The sequence below is a fragment of the Bacillus jepli genome (genome assembly GCF_047238305.1).
Lineage (GTDB): Bacteria > Bacillota > Bacilli > Bacillales > Bacillaceae_L > Ferdinandcohnia.
In genome coordinates this window covers 2,240,280-2,255,641 of record NZ_JBDFMO010000001.1, presented here as the reverse complement: position 1 = coordinate 2,255,641, position 15,362 = coordinate 2,240,280, and the positions used below count along the sequence as shown (strand labels likewise).

The window sequence follows — 15,362 nt, the reverse complement described above, 5'->3', positions numbered from 1 at the left end:
ACCTCTTGCTACTAGCATTCGTTTTAATAGGATATTTTATACAATTTTTTCAAATACAAGTAGGTAATTCCGACTGGAGTATAACGAATTAGTTACTATTACAGAAAAATTTTTTAGTTCAAAAAGACGCGTCTCTACATATTTAATAACAACTGAAAAACTTGGTGACACTAGAAGATGCATGGCATGCAACTTCTTTATAATTGTTATATAATTCTAGAAGATAAAAAAATAGTAAGGGGGTACTGTTTTGTCACTTGTACATTGGGCCATTTTATCTCCATTTATAATGGCTATCTTTATTCCTTTCTTCCGCAAATATTTGCGGGGAATTCATACAGGGTGGTTTGTACTAATTCTACCTGTAGTCCTATTCTCTTATTTCTTTCCATTCATGAAGGATACGATGAATGGAAACCCGATAATCCGTACTGCAGAATGGATGCCTTCCATTGGCGTAAATTTCACAGCGTATATAGATGGATTAGGACTCTTATTTGCTTTATTGATTACAGGCATTGGGGCATTAGTAGTCCTCTATTCAATCTATTACCTTTCGAAGGAAAAGGAATCCTTACATAACTTTTATGTGTACTTACTCTGTTTCATGGGTGCGATGCTCGGGGTTGTTCTTTCAGATAATGTGATTGTGCTTTATACATTCTGGGAATTGACAAGTCTATCTTCATTTCTATTAATCGGGTATTGGCATAATCGTGAAAAATCAAGATATGGTGCACAAAAATCGATGTTAATCACGGTTTTCGGTGGATTAGCCATGCTAGCAGGATTTGTTTTACTATCAATCATGACAAATACATTTAGTATTCGAGAAATGATTGCACAAGTGGATACATTACCGTCAAATCCACTCTTCATCCCTGCAATGCTTTTAATTCTATTAGGTGCTTTTACAAAATCAGCACAATTTCCATTCCATATTTGGTTACCAGATGCGATGGAAGCACCGACACCAGTCAGTGCGTATCTACACTCTGCAACAATGGTAAAAGCAGGTATCTATTTAGTTGCGCGCTTGAGTCCTATTTTTGCTGGATCGAGTGAATGGTTTTGGATTATTTCAACCTTCGGAATTGTTACCTTGTTCTGGGGATCGTTTAGTGCGGTTAAACAAACCGATTTAAAAGGAATCCTTGCGTTTTCAACGGTCAGTCAGCTTGGAATGATTATGTCGTTACTCGGAATTGGCTCGGCTGCACTACACTATGGTAGTAATAATAATATTTATCTTGCAGCCATCGTCGCTGCCATTTTCCACTTAATTAACCATGCAACATTTAAAGGAAGCTTATTCATGGTTGTTGGGATTATCGACCATGAAACAGGTACGCGTGACATTCGCAAGCTCGGTGGATTGATGACCGTTATGCCAATTAGCTTTACATTGGCTGCCATCGGTGCATTTTCTATGGCTGGATTACCACCATTTAATGGTTTCTTAAGTAAAGAAGCGTTCTTTACTGCACTGGTAAATGCAACAACTCTTGATGTATTCAATATGGAAACATTCGGGGTTCTTTTCCCAATTATCGGTTGGGTAGCAAGTGTATTCACGTTCATTTACAGCATGATTCTCGTTTTTAAAACCTTTACTGGAAAAGCTCAGTTTGAAAAGCTTGATAAAAAGCCACATGAGGCACCAATTGGGATGTTAATTTCGCCTATTATCCTAGCTTCACTTGTCATAATATTTGGGTTCTTTTCAAATATATTAGCGCCAAGTGTGATTGAACCAGCAGTGGCATCCATCCTTCCAAGCTTACTTGGAGAAGGTTCAAAATATCATGTTCATTTTGAGTATTTCCACGGATGGAATACACCACTCTTTATGTCAATTGGAGTCATTGTGTTAGGAACACTATTGTTTCTCACACTTGCAAAATGGACAGGCATTTATAATGTCTTTTCCAAGCGGTTAACGTTAAACAATCTCTATGACAAAGGGCTTGTCACGATGGAGCGGTCGGCATCAAAGCTAAATGGCTTTTATATGACCGGAGTTATTCGAGACTATTTGGTTATTATGTTTGCTTTCTTTATCTTGGCAATTGGAAGTTCACTTATTATTAAAAATGGATTTGCCTTTGATTTAACACATGTTGCACCGGTTCGACTTTTTGAAGCTGTTCTAGCATTTGTTCTTGTTGGTGGAGTTGCAACAACAATTTTTGCTAAGTCGAGATTGACAGCCATTATCGCACTTGGTGCAGTTGGATATACGGTTTCATTATTCTTTGTACTTTTCCGTGCTCCGGATTTGGCGTTAACTCAACTTGTAATTGAGACTGTTTCAGTAGCCTTATTTCTACTATGCTTCTATCACCTTCCGAAGCTTCAGAAAAAGGAAAAGCCAATGCGTTTTCGATTAACAAATTTAATCATTTCATTAGGTGTTGGAACAATTGTAACTCTACTTGCGATCTCCGCAAATAGTACAAGACTGATTGATTCTATTTCAAAGTATTTTGTTGAAAACAGCTATAAGGAAGGCGGAGGTACGAATATCGTTAACGTCATTTTAGTAGACTTCCGTGGCTTCAATACATTGTTTGAAATTACTGTTCTAGGCATTGCTGCACTTGGTATTTTTACAATGATTAAATTACGCTTAACAAGGAGGAAAGAAGGTTGAAGACAAATGATTTAATCTTACAAACTGCAACAAAAATAACTGTTTTCATCATTCTTGCCTACTCCTTAAATCTCTTTTTTGCAGGACATAATACTCCTGGCGGAGGATTTATCGGTGGACTGATTTCGGCAGCGGCAATCGTCCTCCTCCTTCTGGCCTTTGATATGAAAACAGTTAGAAAAGCCCTGCCTTTCGACTTTAAAAAGGTAGCTGCCTTTGGTTTATTAATCGCTGCATTAACAGGCATGGGTTCATTTTTATTCAATGTACCTTTTTTAAGCCATACCTTTGGTTACTTTGATTTACCAGTTTTCGGGGAAACAGAACTTGCCACTGCCGTATTATTCGATACCGGTGTCTATTTAGTTGTTGTTGGAGTAACCTTGACCATTATTCAAACAATCGGGGAGGATGATGATTAATGGAGATTTTAATGGCAATTGTCATCGGAATTCTTTTTACGGCAGCGACGTATATGATGCTTTCAAAAAGCCTCATTCGAGTGATTATTGGGACAGGTTTGCTTAGTCATGGAGCTCATTTATTGATTTTAACAATGGGTGGGTTAAAGCAGGGGGCTGCTCCCATTTTAGTAGAAGGGACTAAGGCTTATGTTGATCCACTTCCCCAAGCCCTTATCTTAACTGCGATCGTAATTAGCTTTGGGGTAACATCGTTTATCCTAGTGCTTGCGTATCGATCCTATCAGGAGCTGGGATCGGATAACATGGATAAATTGAGGGGAAATGATAGTAATGAATAATTTTGTAATCCTTCCAATACTGATTCCTCTCCTGACGGGAATCATACTCATATTTGTAAATAAATATACGAAAGCATCAAGAGTGATAAGCTTATTATCTACACTTTTGACCGTCATCCTGTCATTAATACTTGTTAATCAGGTCTATCATAATGGCATTCAAACCCTTAACCTTGGAGACTGGGATGCTCCTTTCGGTATTGTGCTAGTAGCAGATATGCTTGCTTCTTTACTTGTTACAACAGGTAGCATTGTAGTTTTAGCATGTATTCTATATTCATTTAAGAATATCGGACAAGAAAGAGAAAAATTCTTTTATTATGCTGCTGTACAATTCTTAATGGTTGGGGTACTTGGCGCATTTTTAACAGGGGACATTTTCAACCTGTTCGTATTTTTTGAGGTCATGCTGATGGCTTCATATGTCTTAATTGTACATGGTGGGACAAAGCCGCAATTACGTGAATCCATTAAATACATCTTGGTGAACGTGATATCATCTGCCCTATTTGTTATTGCAGTTGCTTATTTATACGCAGTGACAGGTACTGTTAATATGGCAGATCTCTCTGCAAAAATAAGTGAACTAGGACAACCTGGGATTGTAACTGTTATCTCCATCTTATTTTTAGTGGTATTTGGATTAAAAGGAGCTATCTTCCCGTTATTTTTCTGGTTACCGGGTTCTTATAATGCCCCCCCAACACCGATAACAGCTCTTTTTGGAGCTTTGTTAACAAAGGTTGGAGTGTATTCTATCATTCGTACATTTACAATTATTTTCTATCATGATACTGGCTTTACTCATACCTTAATTGGAATTCTTGCTGGATTTACAATTGTAGTTGGAGTAATCGGAGCTGTTGCGTATTGGGATGTTAAACAGATAATTATCTACAATATATTAACAGCGGTTGGTGTTATTTTAGTGGGTGTTGCGACGTTAACACCAACATCATTGACTGGATCAATTTACTATTTAATTCATGACATGATTATCAAGGCTTCCCTCTTCTTATTAGTCGGAGCCATGGTTGTAATAACTGGTACGAGCAATTTAAAGAAAATGGGTGGCTTAATTAACCATCATCCATATTTAGGCTGGATGTTCTTCATTGCTACTATTTCACTTGCAGGAATCCCTCCATTTAGTGGATTCGTTGGGAAGCTTCTCATTGTCAAAGGAAGCCTTGCTGCAGAGCATTACGTACTGGTTGCAGCAATTTTAATTTCAAGTCTTCTTGTCCTATATTCGGTAATGAAAATCTTTATTAACGGATTCTGGGGTGAAGCAAAGCTTAGGAAAGAAGAAGAAAAAGGATCAACAAAAGGACTGCTATTCCCGATTACTCTTCTACTTTCACTCTCAATTGCACTTGGATTTGGTGCTGAATGGTTCTATCCGTATATCTCTCAAGCAGCGCAAGACTTGACAGACCCATCCATCTATATCCAAGCTGTTTTAAAGGAGTAGATCTTATGTTGTTGCAATTAGTTTTAAATATTTTTATCGCCTTTTCGTGGATGTTTATTTCAAATTCCTATGATTTTAGCGCCTTTTTTGGCGGATATTTGATAGGTCTTTTACTAATTTTTGTTTTACGTCGTTTTTTCTCTCAACGTTTTTACCTTCATAATGTGTGGGCAGTGATAAAACTGATTTTGATCTTCTTTAGGGAGTTAATTCTCTCAAACTATGCCATTATGAAAGTGGTTGTCAAACCCAAGCTCGATGTAAAACCTGGGATTTTCGCAATGCCAACGGAACTCACAAAAGATTGGGAAATCCTAACGCTTTCAAATCTGATCACATTGACACCTGGAACACTCGTTGTTGATATTTCAGATGATAAAAAAATACTGTACATCCATGCAATGGACATACAAGACGTAGATGAAGCCATTGATTCGATTAAAAATTCATTTGAAAAAGCAATTATGGAGGTGAGCCGATAATGTTTGAAATTTTACTTAATCTCGCACTAGTCTTCTTATCGGTTTCAACGATTGCTTATATATACCGTGTGATAAAAGGGCCATCGATCCCTGACAAAGTTATAGCACTTGATGCAATCGGAGTCAATTTAGTGGGAATTACTGCAATTGTTTCCATTATCCTACGCTCCAATTCGTTCCTAGAAGTTATTTTATTAATTGCAATTGTAGCTTTTGTTGGTACTGTCGCCTTTTCAAAGTTCCTTGAGAAAGGAGTCGTAATTGAACATGACCGAGATGCTTAAGATTTTCTTTGCTGTTATAATCTTGTTCGGAGCGCTTCTAAGCATAATAAGTGCGATTGGCATTGTTCGATTACCTGATGTGTACACACGAAATCATGCGGTGTCAAAAAGTGCGACATTAGGAGTTCTAGCGATCCTACTTGGAACATTTTTATACTTTTGGATCATTGAGGGCTATATGAACTTTAGGGTCATTTTAGGATTTGTCTTCCTATTTATGACTTCACCTGTAGCCGGTCACTTAATTAGCCGTGCTGCCTATAATTCAAAAGTACCACTTTGGGAAAAAAGCGCTCGAGATGACCTAAAGGATAAAGAAAAACATGCAAAACAAACTATGAGTTAATAGGGAAAAGCGAGGCCGATTAGGGTACTCGCTTTTTTCATTTCTTTAATTTCAAAATGGCCATGGTACAGCGCGATACACAAATGAGGTTTTCTTCTTCATCGACGATTTTAATGTCCCAGACCATTGTTGTTTTGCCTTTATGAAGAGGGGAACCGATTGCTTTTACAACGCCGTCCCTTTTTGCCCGAATATGATTGGCGTTAATTTCGAGTCCTGCACATCCTTCCGTCTCTTGGTCTACGAGATTGTACGTACCGACACTTGCAACCGTTTCTGCTAATGCAACAGATGCACCACCATGTAAAACCCCAAATGGTTGGCGAGTACGCTCATCAACTGGCATCGTTGCTATAACTCGTTCAGGTGTCACTTCTTCAATTGTAATACCTAATGCTTGGATTAATGTATTTTCTACCATTTTTCTCCCCCTAAGCTCGCTTTTTATTTTCGAATGCCCGACAATGAAATCGAAAGAAGCTTGTCATCATCTTCCTTCGGGTTTCCCCGACCATCCTTGTTATTTGTGATAGTAAAGAGTGTGTTGTCCTCTATATAGACATCCCTCATTCGGCTATTAATATCAAGGATCACTTCAATCCTACCTGATTCAATTTCATAGCTTCTTACCTTTGAACCGCGTAATGTGGCAATATATAGCTTACCATTTGCATAGTCGATACCAGAAGGGGCCCATGTTTCCTCACCTGTATGAAAAATAGGTGTGACCATGCCCGTCTTAGTTTCACTACCTTCAATAATTGGCCAACCATAATTTTTACCCGATTCAACTAAGTTAATCTCGTCATGCGCTCTTTGTCCATGCTCGGTGCTATATAAATTCCCTTTTTCATCCCACGCAAGCCCCTGTGGGTTTCTGTGACCATATGTATAGATATATGAATTAGGAAATGGATTGTCATTTGGAATTGAACCATCAAGATTCATGCGTAAAATCTTTCCTGCCAAACTTGTTACATCTTGTGCATGTTCTGGAACCCCAGCATCCCCGGCAGTCACGTAAAGCTTATCATCAGGACCAACTTTAATACGACCACCATTATGAATGGTTCCTCCTGGAATACCTTCAAGTAATACCGATTTTTCCACCCAACTAGACCCATTTCTTTCTACAAGGATGACGCGATTTAAAATGTTGCCATCTTCTATGTATGTGTGATACATAAATGCTTCATTCGAATTCTGAAAATCTGGTGCAAGTGTAAAGCCCAAAAAGCCCCCTTCCCCTTGATGCAGGATTTCTTTTTGAAGCTTTAATTGCTGTGGTGTTACCTTTCCAGTAGCCTCCTCTATTTCGGATAGTTTTCCAATTCGTTCGGGGATGAAGAAGATTCCATCTGTTTTTGTGATCATCCATGGGATCGTCAGATTTGTAGCGATAATAGCTGGGTTTGAAACTGTTTCTTTTATTGGTCCATCCAGGTTCTTATCCTGTGAACAGCCGATCATGATGTTGAAAATCAGAAACAAGGACAACTTTTTCATGATCCATACACCCTCTCAATGGGAAAGCTTTCGTAGCTTTCGCCTCCTTCTTATCTTAACCAATACATACACCATCAACGCCACAACAGCTAGACTAACGACAATATCGTAGTATTTAATAAACCCTTCAATAAATTCTTCCCCTGCAAAATAACCGACTGAAAAGACAAGAGAAACCCAAATAAAAATAGTGGTATACAGGGTTAATGCAAATTTTACAAACGGAAACTTACTAAACCCGAATAAGAATGGAAATAGAACACGAAAGCCTGGTACGAAATAGCAAAATGCTAATGCAAACGTATTGTATTTTTCAATTATTAATAAAGCACGTTCGGTTTTTCTTCTCATTTTATTTTGTTTATTCATGAGAAAGACCATGGCATTTCCTGCGAAGCGTCCTAATACATAGCTTGTAGTAACAGCAGCTAGAATTCCAAGGTAGGTTACGATGAAAATCTTCCAAGGTACAAAAACATCCTCAGCCGAAAAAAAACCGATTGTTGATACAATCACTTCGTTTGGAATGGGAATCACAAATGCGCCCACCCATAGCCATAAATAAAGTCCGAGATAACCATGTTCTTGAATAATTGATATAACTTCATTTATCTGCAATTTTATCCCGCCTTTATCGGGTACGTTATTCTAGATACTTATCTTTTTCTATTATAAGATTAAATGGATAATATTAGAAACCATTTTATTTAAGGGAGAGAAAAGTGTGGACAAACCCATTGTGATCATTACCGGGGCATCAAGTGGATTTGGACTTCTAAGTTCAATTGAGTTTTTAAAAAAAGGATTCTTTGTTGTCGCCACCATGAGAAATCTGCAAAAAAAAGAAAACATTCTACGTCAACTAAATAATCCGAACTTAGAAAAGAATCTCCAATTTTGTAGGTTGGATGTGACCGATGCTGATTCTTTACATACCTTTCAAACAACCCTTCAAAAGCTTGGTCGGGTTGATGTTTTATTAAATAATGCAGGCTTTGCTACAGGTGGATTTGCAGAGGAAATTTCCATATCGGAATACAAGGCCCAGTTTGAAACAAACTTTTTCGGGTTGATTGAAGTGACTAAGCTTGTTCTACCATTTATGAGAAACCAAAGAGTTGGTAAAATCATAAATCTTAGCAGTATAAGTGGACAAATCGGATTCCCAGCCATCTCTCCTTATGTTGCGTCTAAATACGCATTGGAGGGGTGGTCTGAATCATTGCAACTTGAGGTAAGACCGTTTGGTATCGATGTAGCGCTAATTGAGCCAGGTTCTTTTCAAACGAATATTTGGAGCAGTGGTAAAAAGGTAGCAGAAAAGTCGATGCTTCCGACATCTCCCTATCAAGAATTAATGAAAAAAATTGAAGCAAGACTTGAAAAAAACCAAGCGTCTTACGGTGACCCACTTGAAGTAGCCACATTTATTGTGAGGCTAGCCACAAAGCCCTCTTTAACCAGACTTCGCTACCCAGTAGGAAAAGGAACAAGATTGACCATTTTCCTTAAAAATACACTTCCTTGGAAATTATGGGAACGAATTGTTTTAAAGATGCTGGGAATTGACAGGAAGTAGGGCTTAGGCACCCATTCAAATGCACCCTTATCCAAAAAATGACATATATTGTAACAGTAATTTTGATAAGGGGGGCTACCGTTGTACCATCAACCGTTTATTTATGGAAGTCAAGGACCACCAAGAACTGTTTTGTATCCAGGCTATTATTCAAACCTAACAAGTCATTCTGTTTTTCCTGACTCAGTGTCGTACTACCCATACACATATTATCGTCAATTTCCTGCAATTGACCCAACTTTATTTAAGGAATCCGCAGAAGAAATGAGAATTCTCATGAAGGATGCAAGCCTGATATTGGCTAAATTAGCTGATTCTAGAGAGTTTGCGAAAAAAGTAATGGCTGCTGCACAGGCATCAAATGACCAAGAAGTAGATCGACTGCTAAAAACAACAGGCATTCAGTCCAAAGTGAAAGCAACCTTTAATCCTGATGGTTTAAATCTTCATTTAGAAGCAAGTGTAAAAGGCTCTAAATCCAGTGTGTTAACAATTGCATTAAGATGGCGATAAAGAACAATCAATTTGAACGAAGGTAAAAATTTGCCTATCGTTCTTTTTGATTACCAGAATGAATTTTATACGATTTAGGACATGATAAAAACACGAGGGGGTAAATCAATGGAAGATAGATATAGAGATACATTAAGACAAAGACAAATACAAAGCAAAGAAGAACAACTCGTGAATCAACTTGATCCTGAGCTGGACCTTCGAAACATAAACTTCGCAACTGGAGAAAATGTATATTTAAACGAACGCTACGACGACTTTTCTCTGGATCACTAACAGAATTCATGGAGGAAGTATATGGCTAAAAAAGAAAGACTTAACGAAGAAGCTGCGGTAAATAATAACTTAACTTCATCTACGTATTCAAAAAACAAAACGGCGAAGAAGAAAAATGGGGCCAAATAGGTTGTGCCCCGTTTCTTAGTTTGCTTCAATCGAAATTTCTATTAACCTGTTATAGGCTTCCTCTTTATTGAACGATGAATACCATCTAAAATTGGCATCATCCAAGATACGATAATGTTGGCTTATCATATTTTGTTGGAGACGAAACCTTCCTTCCTTCTTGAGATCTTTCCACCATACCTTACCACCCAAGGTGCGTTCTTTGGCACGGTCAATCCCATTTCGTCCGATAATTTCAATGACATCGATTGGGTCTCCACCTAATGTTGTTTGGATAATCTCACTATCACGAAATAATGCACATACAGCTACGGTAATTGTCCATCCCGCTTGAATTCTTCCCTTTTCAATTTGAACCAACGTTTTTTTTGAAATCCCCAAGATCTCAGCCATTTTATCCTGAGTATAGCCATTTTCAGTTCGGATTAGCTTCATTCTTTCGGAGAGTATTTGAGTCAATTGTTCCTTATCCATATTGATCACCTTTTTTAATCATTCACCTTCTCTTCCTTAGAGAAAGTCAAAAACCTTAGTGTAATTTTACACCAAGGTCTACAAGTTCGCAATTTTTTCGTATTTCAACTTAATAGATCAATTTCAAACCACTTATAAAAATAATAATCCCTATCACTGTTTGTAGTGGCTTCATTGGAACTTTTGCGGATAAAGTGCTTCCAATGATAACCCCAGGAATTGAACCACATAGCAAATTCATCACCAAAAGAAAGTCAACATTCCCAAAACCTACATGAAAAAAGCTGCTCACCGTAACTAAAATAAATGCATGTGCAATATCTGTCCCAACTAACTCAGAGGCTCGTAATTGATAAAATAACAGCATCGCAAGTGCAAAAAGCGAACCAGATCCAACGGATGTTAATCCGACTATAAATCCTAGAATTGCCCCTAATAAAATCGTGGCTTTTGCTTTATCTTCAATGGGCTTTAAACTGTAGGAACTTTGTGAAAAACGAGAGCTAAATAATGTCTTTACTACAGTAGCAATCGCAACCATCATTAGGACATAACCGAGGGCATGCTTTACAATTTCTCCTTGCAGGAGTTTATCTCCACCAGCAAAATGTAATGTAGTAACCGCTATGATTGCACTAGGGACACTACCTAAAGCTAAATATTTTACAAGCTTAAAATTGATTGTTTTTTGCCGAAAATGCTGAACAGATCCAAAAAATTTGGTGATGGAGTTATAGAGAAAATCTGTCCCAACTGCAATTAAAGGATTGATACCAATCAAGATTAAAAATGGAGTTAATAATGCCGCTCCACCTACACCTGTTAATCCGACCAAAAACCCGACAAAAAGGCCCATTAATAAAATTCCAATACTCATTCCGACCGCTCCCAACATTTTCGGATATGGGCATTATATTTACAGGACTACCTTTTTGACACATTTTTCTTGTCATTGACAGCAAAATTATTTTTTGACTATAACAATTTTTTATTATTGAAAGGTTTAATAGTGGAATAGGAAATCATCTACCAATATTTTATCAACCATCCCGAAAGCATATGACTCAACTTTTATTTGTTAACTTCATTTATTTTTTTGTTGACATATAACTGATCTTGTTTTACTATTTTGTTAACTTTAAAATCATGGAGGTTAACATATAATGACAGCAGTTTCGAAACCACGAATCCGAGCAATAGAAATTACATATGTCGGGATGTTTGCAGCGCTTATGGCAATTGGTGCAAACATTACTTCAATGGTACCGTTTTTACAGGTTGCCGGGGTTCCATTAACCATGCAAACCTTTTTTGCGGTATTAGCTGGGCTTCTACTCGGCAGTCGATTAGGAGCTATTTCGATGATTGTATACATGCTCATCGGGATTGCAGGTGCACCCGTTTTTTCAGGATTTGAGGCAGGAATCGCACCTATCATTGGAAGTACTGGCGGATTTATTTTATCTTTTATTGCAACAGCCTATTTTGCAGGAAAAGTAGTTGAACATTCTAAGGGGAATCCAACATTACAAACATTCATGTTTGCTGCATTTGTTGGTCTATTCATGAACTATTTCATCGGCACAAACTATATGTACTTTGCATTAAATTTTTGGTTAGAGGTTAAAATGAGCTATGGAGCAGCGTGGACAGTTATGGCTTGGTTCATAGTAAAAGATCTCGTTTTCACCATTTTTGCTGGAATCATTTCACCTAGAATTTATCGCACAGTAACAAAAAACGCTGTGAATGATCTTTCAATCAAAGCCTCTTAAAAGTGAAAGACCCCCACGATTTTTCGTGGGGGTTTAGTTTTATAGGAGAATGGCTGCAATCCAGCCGAAAATAATGAGTGGAATATTATAGTGTAAAAATGTCGGTACACAAGTATCCCAAATATGATTATGTTGACCATCTACATTTAGTCCAGAAGTTGGACCTAACGTACTATCTGACGCAGGTGAACCCGCATCTCCTAAAGCGGCCGCGGAACCAACAATAGCAATTGTCGCCATTGGACTAAATCCAAGCTCCATGCATAATGGAACAAAAATCGTCGCGATGATTGGAATCGTTGAAAAGGATGAACCTATTCCTAATGTGATCAATAGACCGACGATTAACATCATTAAAGCAGCAAATGCTTGGTTTCCATTCATCAAGGAAGCTGACTGCTTAACAAGCTCTTCTACATCCCCAGTTTCATTAATAACAGCAGCAAACCCGGATGCTGTGATCATGACAAAACCAATGAAAGCCATCATTTTCATTCCGCCTGTTATCACTTCGTCAGCTTGATTTACTTTCATAGAACCACTAAAATAAAGAACGATGATTCCGACCAAAGCTCCGAAAATCATGCCATCTACATCAAATACTTGTGAAAGTGTTAACTGAACAGTTAAGGTAGCAAGTACAGACAAGAGAGCGAAAGCAATACTCTTTTTAGTATAAGTTGCTTTTGAATTCGACTTATTTGCAATTTCAATATTTTTATATGTTTTAGGTTTACGATAGGAAAAGAATACAGCGATTAGTAAACCAACAACCATACCTGCTGTAGGAATCAACATGGCAACAGGAATATCTCTTTTCGCTACTTCTAGCCCACTTTCTAGCATATATTGCTGTATGAGTCCCTGGAATATCTCTCCAAAACCAATTGGGAGTGCAATATACGGTGCTGTTAAACCAAACGTAATAACAGAAGCAATCAATCGACGATCGATTTCAAGTTCATTAAAAACCTTTAATAAAGGTGGGATTAAAATTGGGATAAATGCAATATGAACAGGAACTAGGTTTTGTGATGAAATTGAAATGGCTAAAATGATAAAAATGATTAAAACCTTTGAATAGGTTTTACGTTTACTATCCCCTTGCTGACCGACCATTTTGATGGCTAGATCTACCATGGCATCTGGTAGGCCAGTTCTTGATATAGCAACTGCAAAACTACCAAGTAAGGCATAGCTCAACGCAACAGTGGCATTACCGCCTAAGCCATCTGTAAAGGTAGAAACAGTCGATGCAAGGTCTAGGCCACCTGTAAGTCCTCCAACAATCGCCCCCACTGCAAGAGCAACGACAACATTTATACGAAATAAACTTAATATAAGCATAACAAGAACCGCTATAACAACTGCATTCATGATGAAAACTCCTTCTAGTAATAGTTAATTAGTTTATACTTTAGTCTGCTAAATCGGTAGAGAATTAAAATACCTAAACTACAATATCATATGATGGGAGATAACGTCAATGGAATTTTTTGCGAGAGAAGGTGCTTTAGAAGGAAAAAAGAAGCCTACGCTTGGTAGACTTCCTACTTATTATTCTTCAGTTATACCAAATCTTTCAACTAAAGTTGCAAGCGTGCGTACCATAACCCCGGTTGCACCTGCAGGACCTAAGTTGTAAGCCGATGTAGTAGTTGCCGTTCCAGCTATATCAAGGTGTACCCAAGGTGTACTCTCTGCGAACTCACCAAGGAAAGTACCTGCAAAAATGGCATGTCCATCGCGTCCTGGTGAATTGTTCAAGTCAGCTACCAGGCTCTTCCGAACACGCTTCTTATGATTTTCGGTAATTGGTAGTCGCCAAATTGGCTCGCCGGCTTCTAATGAGGCTTCTAGTACATCTTCAAAAAAGGCTTCATTATTTGTCATTGCGCCAGTTATATCATTTCCCAAAGCAACAATAACCCCACCCGTTAAGGTTGCCACATCAACTAAATAAGAGGCACCATGGAACTTCGCATACGTGATTCCATCTGCTAATGCAAGACGCCCTTCAGCATCTGTGTTTAGGATTTCAATCGTTTTGCCATTCATTGATGTCACGACATCATCTGGCTTAAATGCATCGCCACTGATCATATTATCAGTTGATGGGATGACTGCAACAACATTTTTTTCCGGTTTTAGTTCACCAATGATCTCCATCGCTCCTAATACAGCAGCAGCTCCACCCATATCGGATTTCATACCAACAATGCCGTCCTTTGACTTAATGGAGTATCCGCCTGTATCAAAGGTAATTCCTTTCCCAACTAGGCCAATGACATCCTCCCAGTTATCGGTTCCTTGATATTTAAGAACAATCATTTTCGGTGGCTCTACAGAACCTTTATTTACTGCTAAAAGAGCGCCCATCCCAAGCTTTTCCATCTCTTCTTTGTCAAGAATTTCGATTTCAAACCCATATTTCATTCCAAGTTCAGTTGCATAGTTTGCTAAATCCGTAGCAGTTAACATATTTCCAGGTAAATTGACAAGAGTTCTCGCAGAGTTTGTCCCTTGTCCATACGCAAATCCTACTTTTAAACTTGCTTCGACCTCGTCTGCTTCATCTTTCGTGTAAACAACTACGTCTTCAATTTTCTTTTCTGGTTCATTTGATTTTTGTTTATAATCAGCAAATTTATATGTAGACAGTGCAAATGCTTCTCCAAATGCATGAGCAACATTATGAACCCCCAACTTTTCTGTTACAAAGGAATCGAAATCAACTGCAAAGCTTTCAATTTTTGCTTCATCGATTGCTTTAACAGCCTTTCCAAATGCTTCTCTTAGTGATTCAAAGGATTGCTCATCCTCTTTCCCAAGCCCGAGAAAGTATACTCGTTTAATAGAGGTCTTTCCTAATGTATGCACTTTTGATACATTATTTTTCTTCGTTGATATGTCTCCGTCTTTTAACAGCACTGTAATTTGACCGTCTACTAATGTATCGATTTCGTGGGTCAGCCCAGTTGTTTTTTGATTTTTCGCATATAAACCAATTACTATTGCTTCATGAGAATCTTGTACTTTTATTTCATTTTTTACTGTAAACATCCTTACACCTCCAACTTATTTTCACCTTTTTATTATATACTTCGA

Annotated in this window: 18 protein-coding genes; 11 read left to right on the top strand and 7 right to left on the bottom strand. The window is 37.9% G+C overall.

The window, feature by feature from the left end; translation table 11 throughout:
• Positions 1–250: 250 nt before the first annotated feature.
• Genes ABC371_RS11495 through mnhG form a run of 7 tightly spaced genes read left to right on the top strand, consistent with a single transcriptional unit; the run spans position 251 to position 6,002 of the window.
• Complete coding sequence (locus tag ABC371_RS11495) at positions 251–2,653, top strand: Na+/H+ antiporter subunit A (protein ID WP_412896938.1); 2,403 nt, start codon at positions 251–253, stop codon at positions 2,651–2,653.
• On the top strand, positions 2,650–3,075 hold the full coding sequence (locus ABC371_RS11490; protein WP_412896937.1) for a Na(+)/H(+) antiporter subunit B: 426 nt from the start codon (positions 2,650–2,652) through the stop codon (positions 3,073–3,075). The genes ABC371_RS11495 and ABC371_RS11490 overlap by 4 nt, the downstream gene beginning before the upstream one ends.
• On the top strand, positions 3,075–3,416 hold the full coding sequence (locus ABC371_RS11485) for a Na(+)/H(+) antiporter subunit C (protein ID WP_412896936.1): 342 nt from the start codon (positions 3,075–3,077) through the stop codon (positions 3,414–3,416). Before ABC371_RS11490 ends, ABC371_RS11485 begins: the two co-directional genes overlap by 1 nt.
• Positions 3,409–4,890, top strand: a complete 1,482-nt coding sequence (locus ABC371_RS11480) for a Na+/H+ antiporter subunit D (protein WP_412896935.1) — start codon at positions 3,409–3,411, stop codon at positions 4,888–4,890. Before ABC371_RS11485 ends, ABC371_RS11480 begins: the two co-directional genes overlap by 8 nt.
• Before the next feature lie 5 nt (positions 4,891–4,895).
• Entirely contained in the window at positions 4,896–5,372 is a 477-nt protein-coding gene (locus tag ABC371_RS11475) for a Na+/H+ antiporter subunit E (protein WP_412896934.1), read from the top strand.
• Positions 5,372–5,656: a Na(+)/H(+) antiporter subunit F1 gene (locus tag ABC371_RS11470; RefSeq protein WP_010676398.1), complete on the top strand. Its 285-nt coding sequence runs from the start codon at positions 5,372–5,374 to the stop codon at positions 5,654–5,656. The genes ABC371_RS11475 and ABC371_RS11470 overlap by 1 nt, the downstream gene beginning before the upstream one ends.
• Positions 5,640–6,002 carry a monovalent cation/H(+) antiporter subunit G gene (gene mnhG, locus ABC371_RS11465; protein WP_412896933.1) on the top strand — a complete coding sequence of 121 codons (363 nt, stop codon included), beginning with the start codon at positions 5,640–5,642 and terminating at the stop codon, positions 6,000–6,002. The genes ABC371_RS11470 and mnhG overlap by 17 nt, the downstream gene beginning before the upstream one ends.
• A 37-nt stretch (positions 6,003–6,039) precedes the next feature.
• On the opposite strand, the gene ABC371_RS11460 is transcribed toward mnhG, so the two are convergent.
• Genes ABC371_RS11460 through ABC371_RS11450 form a run of 3 tightly spaced genes read right to left on the bottom strand, consistent with a single transcriptional unit; the run spans position 6,040 to position 8,126 of the window.
• Positions 6,040–6,423 (bottom strand): hotdog fold thioesterase, encoded by a 384-nt coding sequence (locus ABC371_RS11460; protein WP_412896932.1) that lies wholly within the window; start codon positions 6,421–6,423, stop codon positions 6,040–6,042.
• Positions 6,424–6,446: 23 nt separating this feature from the next.
• Complete coding sequence (locus ABC371_RS11455) at positions 6,447–7,508, bottom strand: PQQ-dependent sugar dehydrogenase (RefSeq protein ID WP_412896931.1); 1,062 nt, start codon at positions 7,506–7,508, stop codon at positions 6,447–6,449.
• Positions 7,509–7,523: 15 nt separating this feature from the next.
• Positions 7,524–8,126 (bottom strand): DedA family protein, encoded by a 603-nt coding sequence (locus ABC371_RS11450; RefSeq protein WP_412896930.1) that lies wholly within the window; start codon positions 8,124–8,126, stop codon positions 7,524–7,526.
• Between the two features lie 106 nt (positions 8,127–8,232).
• Between ABC371_RS11450 and ABC371_RS11445 the strand changes: the two genes are divergently transcribed.
• The 3 genes from ABC371_RS11445 (at position 8,233) to ABC371_RS11435 (ending at position 9,876) form a co-directional block, all read left to right on the top strand.
• Positions 8,233–9,087 (top strand): oxidoreductase, encoded by an 855-nt coding sequence (locus ABC371_RS11445; RefSeq protein WP_412896929.1) that lies wholly within the window; start codon positions 8,233–8,235, stop codon positions 9,085–9,087.
• Positions 9,088–9,168: 81 nt separating this feature from the next.
• Positions 9,169–9,600, top strand: coding sequence for a YuzC family spore coat inner layer protein (locus ABC371_RS11440; RefSeq protein ID WP_412896928.1), 432 nt, complete (start codon positions 9,169–9,171; stop codon positions 9,598–9,600).
• Positions 9,601–9,708: 108 nt separating this feature from the next.
• Positions 9,709–9,876, top strand: a complete 168-nt coding sequence (locus ABC371_RS11435) for a hypothetical protein (RefSeq protein WP_412896927.1) — start codon at positions 9,709–9,711, stop codon at positions 9,874–9,876.
• 144 nt (positions 9,877–10,020) lie between these two features.
• Here ABC371_RS11435 and ABC371_RS11430 read toward each other — a convergent pair whose 3' ends face one another.
• Both ABC371_RS11430 and ABC371_RS11425 read right to left on the bottom strand, forming a co-directional pair.
• Positions 10,021–10,479, bottom strand: a complete 459-nt coding sequence (locus ABC371_RS11430) for a helix-turn-helix transcriptional regulator (RefSeq protein ID WP_412896926.1) — start codon at positions 10,477–10,479, stop codon at positions 10,021–10,023.
• Positions 10,480–10,588: 109 nt separating this feature from the next.
• A complete protein-coding gene (locus ABC371_RS11425) occupies positions 10,589–11,356 on the bottom strand; it encodes a sulfite exporter TauE/SafE family protein (RefSeq protein WP_412896925.1) in 768 nt (255 codons plus the stop codon).
• 286 nt (positions 11,357–11,642) lie between these two features.
• Between ABC371_RS11425 and ABC371_RS11420 the strand changes: the two genes are divergently transcribed.
• Positions 11,643–12,254: a biotin transporter BioY gene (locus tag ABC371_RS11420; RefSeq protein WP_412896924.1), complete on the top strand. Its 612-nt coding sequence runs from the start codon at positions 11,643–11,645 to the stop codon at positions 12,252–12,254.
• Between the two features lie 39 nt (positions 12,255–12,293).
• Here ABC371_RS11420 and ABC371_RS11415 read toward each other — a convergent pair whose 3' ends face one another.
• Both ABC371_RS11415 and ABC371_RS11410 read right to left on the bottom strand, forming a co-directional pair.
• Positions 12,294–13,631: a Na+/H+ antiporter family protein gene (locus tag ABC371_RS11415; RefSeq protein ID WP_412896923.1), complete on the bottom strand. Its 1,338-nt coding sequence runs from the start codon at positions 13,629–13,631 to the stop codon at positions 12,294–12,296.
• A 180-nt stretch (positions 13,632–13,811) separates the two neighbouring features.
• A complete protein-coding gene (locus tag ABC371_RS11410) occupies positions 13,812–15,317 on the bottom strand; it encodes a leucyl aminopeptidase (protein WP_412896922.1) in 1,506 nt (501 codons plus the stop codon).
• Positions 15,318–15,362 lie beyond the last annotated feature (45 nt).